The sequence below is a fragment of the Bacillus sp. AFS053548 genome (genome assembly GCF_002575105.1).
Lineage (GTDB): Bacteria > Bacillota > Bacilli > Bacillales > Bacillaceae_G > Gottfriedia.
Genome location: NZ_NUHI01000062.1, coordinates 1 through 3,915, shown reverse-complemented (window position 1 = coordinate 3,915; position 3,915 = coordinate 1). Strand labels below are relative to the sequence as shown.

The 3,915-nt window shown below is 30.8% G+C and carries 3 protein-coding genes; all 3 read right to left on the bottom strand.

Annotated features, from left to right (window positions below):
- Positions 1-249: 249 nt before the first annotated feature.
- The 3 genes from CN946_RS20865 to CN946_RS20855 are packed head-to-tail and all read right to left on the bottom strand — an operon-like array spanning position 250 to position 3,766.
- Positions 250-1,317, bottom strand: a complete 1,068-nt coding sequence (locus CN946_RS20865; RefSeq protein ID WP_176547396.1) for a HAMP domain-containing sensor histidine kinase — start codon at positions 1,315-1,317, stop codon at positions 250-252.
- Positions 1,314-1,988 (bottom strand): response regulator transcription factor, encoded by a 675-nt coding sequence (locus tag CN946_RS20860; protein ID WP_098862842.1) that lies wholly within the window; start codon positions 1,986-1,988, stop codon positions 1,314-1,316. The genes CN946_RS20865 and CN946_RS20860 overlap by 4 nt, the downstream gene beginning before the upstream one ends.
- Before the next feature lie 23 nt (positions 1,989-2,011).
- Positions 2,012-3,766, bottom strand: coding sequence for an ABC transporter ATP-binding protein (locus CN946_RS20855; protein ID WP_098862841.1), 1,755 nt, complete (start codon positions 3,764-3,766; stop codon positions 2,012-2,014).
- Between the last annotated feature and the right edge of the window lie 149 nt (positions 3,767-3,915).

Below are 3,915 nucleotides of genomic sequence, written 5' to 3'. Positions count from 1 at the left end.
TTCAAAGTTCACTTTGTCGCTTCATCTCTTAGCGACTTATATAATAATAACACATCCAAGATTGTTTGGTCAACAACTTTTTTATATTATTTTCTTGCCTCATTTATCCATTTAATGTGACAACGTTTAATAATATACCATTATTCTTTTATGATTGCAATAACTTTATAATAAAAAAAGATAATGTTTTTCATTATAGCTAAAGAATAGTTAACTTGGCTAAACGCTATTTACTATAATGAAAAACAATTACCCCGCTGTTACAGGTAATTCTACTACAAATAATGACCCTTTACCGGTCTCACTTTTTACATATACTATTCCGTTATGCATATCAACAATTTTCTTTACGATTGATAAACCTAATCCATTTCCGCCGGTTGTTCTGTCTCTTGATTTATCTGCTTTATAAAATCTTTCAAATATATGCACTTGATCTTCTTCAGAAATACCAATTCCAGTATCTTGAATTTGTATAACTACCTTGTCATTATCTTGTGTAGCAGATATATATATATCACCATTATTAGAAGTAAACTTTATACTGTTTGTAATTAAATTCATCCAAACCTGATTCAAAAGAGCCTCGTCTCCAATAAAATCAATTTTACCAAGATCAACATGCATATTGATATTTTTTTCTAATATCTGAGGTTCGCAGCTTAACAATGAGTACATAAGTTGGCTATTTAATGAAAAACTGTTCTGTTCTATTGGCTGGTTTTGTGATTCTAGTGAAGTTAGCTTTAGTAGATTATCGCTAAGCTTCGATAGTCTTGTACTTTCATACTCAATTATATTTAAATATTGCTTCCGCTCTTCTAATGGTAAACTCTCATTTTGTAATACTTTAGCAAAACCTTTAATAGATGTTAAAGGCGATTGAATTTCATGTGAAACGTTAGAAATAAACTCTTGCCGCATGTTTTCCATTTGATCTAAATTTTTTGCCATATGGTTAAAGCTATCTATTATCTGTCCTATTTCACCACCAAATGCATTCCTGAATTTTTCAAGATCGACTGATACGTTAAACTCTCCTCTTGAAATACTTCTAATTGCCTGTATTATTTCTTTTACCATTTTCATTTGCTTTGGATGATGAAACATTCTACCAAATACAGCTCCTCCGAGCATTAGTAATAGAAAAGTTAAAAAAGTATTTATGATTTGTTTCGTTAAGTCTGATAAATTAGTAAGATGATGTTCATAAAAGTAAATAGTAGAATAGTGAACAATTACGCTTCCTATCGTTATTGCAGTCGTTAATAATAATATAGCTCCTATAACATCTCTAATTTTTTTTAATACTTTCATTTCAATAACTCCATTCGATACCCTAATCCCCATACAGTAGAAATTTTAAAACCAAATTCTTTCTCGGGAAATCTTTCCCTCAAACGCTTTATATGGACATCTACAGTTCTTTCATCCCCTGCATAATCAAATCCCCAAATGTTTTCAATTAATTGTTCTCTGGAATAAGTCCTACCTAAAGAGCTTGCTAAAGTATATAAAAGCTCTAACTCTTTCAATGGCATATTGATTACTTCATTGTCATTTAGAACTTTGTAATTACCGTGGTCTATTACTAAACTTCCTATTTGAACTATTTTAGAAGAAGATATTTTTGATCTTCTTAACAAAGCTTTTACTCGGACAACTAATTCGACTGGTTCAAATGGTTTTACGATATAATCGTCGGTCCCTAATTTAAACCCTCTAACTTTCTGTTCAGTTTCACCTTTTGCAGTTAACATAATTATTGGAAGATCATAATTATTACGTATTTCTCGACAAAGCTCGAACCCATCCATTTTAGGCATCATTATGTCTATAATTAACATATCTATTCTGTTATCTTCAAAAACACTAATTGCTTCAATTCCATTTGTAGCCTCAAAAACAGTAAAGCCCTCATCCCGAAGTAAAACATTTAATAGTTTTCTAATATGTGGATCATCGTCTACGATTAAAATACTAGCCATAAAAACACCTTCCCTCAATTTAATTACACTGCACTATTTACTCTTAGTTGTTGATCTGCAAATTCTCTATACATTAAATGGTTACTATATAATTCTTCATGTGTTCCGATACCAGTTATTTTTCCTTTATCTAAAAATACAATTTGATCCGCATCTATAACTGTTGAAAGACGATGAGCAATAATTAAAGTAGTTCTCCCTTTCATTAAATTGGAAAGTGCATTTTGAACAACTAATTCTGATCTACTATCGAGATTCGAAGTTGCTTCATCCAACATTAATAATTTAGGGTTTCTTAGTAAAGCTCTCGCAATACCTATTCGTTGTCTTTGCCCACCAGATAGTTTTATACCTCTTTCTCCAACCTCTGTATTAAAACCTTCAGGTAAATCATTAACAAATTGATCTACATATGCCATACCCGATACATAAGCCAATTCTTTATCAGATATCTCTCTTTTAATCCCATAACAAATGTTATTTCTAATTGTACCGACAATTAGCGGACTTTCTTGTGCAACATAACCTATTTGTTTTCTCCAACTCTCTAAATTGAAACTATTAATTGGATTATCTCCAATTGTTATTTCTCCATTTTTTGGAAGGTAAAATCGTTCGATAAGTGAAAATAAAGTTGTCTTTCCACTTCCACTTGGCCCTACAATAGCTGTTACCTTACCTGGAGGGATCACAAAATTAAGATTTGTTAACATCTCTTCTTCCTTATATGCAAAATGCAACTTATTAATCTTAATTGGTAAATCCATATCAACTTCAACTTTTCCAGTTTGATAATCTTCTTCATCAAGTTCTAATATACTGATCATTCTTTCAGTAGCACCTTTTGTTTTTTGAAGCTCAGTAAAGAAATGTGTAATTTGTGTTACTGGGAAGATAATTTGGAATAAATAAAGTATATAAGCCACTAAAGCCCCTGCAGTCATTGCACCTGATGAGACTCTGACTCCACCATAGCCAATAATAACTACTAAAATAAGCATCAATACAAAAGAAACAATTGGTCCAATGAAAGAGTGTAACTTTCCTTCCTTAATACCGAATGATAATAAATTATTAATGCCCTTATTTCCATTAGTAATTTCAGTAGTTTCTGCATTCGAAACTTTTACTAATCTAATTTCTGAAAAAACTTGGCTTATTAATGATGTGAATTTTGCTGTCTCATCTTGGGTTGCTTTTGATAATTTTGACATTTGTTGTCCAATTGGGATAAATATTAGTGCAATGACAGGTATAATACTAAAAGTTACTAATGTCATTCTCCAATCTAATACTAGAAGTAATATAAAAGATCCAATAATTGAAATGATTCCTGTTAAAAAGTTTGTTATGTGTTCTGTTATTAATCCCTTTAAAATAGATGTATCATTCGTAACTCGACTAACATTATCTCCACTCTGAGTCTCATCGAAATAAGATATTGGAAGTACAATCATTTTCTTCCACAATCGGTGTCTTACATTGGCAACAACTGTATTTCCTACGCGACTAAGCAGATAGATAGAAGCTGCTGATGAAATAGCCTGTATGATTAGTACTGCTACAAAAACCGTTATTTGTCCTGTACTTAAGGATGCTAATGAAAAACCATCTACAAATTTCTTTGTAAGCAAAGGTAATAGTAACCCGACTAAAGTAGTGGCTACACTTAATAGTACGCCTATTGCAAACAACCATTTAGGAGGATTGGCATTTTTTATTAAAGAGATAAAATTTCTCCAGTCACTTTTTTTATTTGAATTAGTTTCTTCTTTCATATCTTTACTCCTTACACTTACTATTTTTTTATCTACATTTCCTTTAAAATTTACAACTAAAATATGAATAAAGAATGAACTAAATTATTTTTTCCTCTTAAACCAGCTCTTAAATTTTTTTTATAACGCAAAAAAACATCAGCCTAATA

Excerpts from the sequence above, each read along its gene's own strand:
- CN946_RS20865 (WP_176547396.1), bottom strand. The coding sequence starts at position 1,317 with ATGAAAGTATTAAAAAAAATTAGAGATGTTATAGGAGCTATATTATTA.
- CN946_RS20860 (WP_098862842.1), bottom strand. The coding sequence starts at position 1,988 with ATGGCTAGTATTTTAATCGTAGACGATGATCCACATATTAGAAAACTA.
- CN946_RS20855 (WP_098862841.1), bottom strand. The coding sequence starts at position 3,766 with ATGAAAGAAGAAACTAATTCAAATAAAAAAAGTGACTGGAGAAATTTT.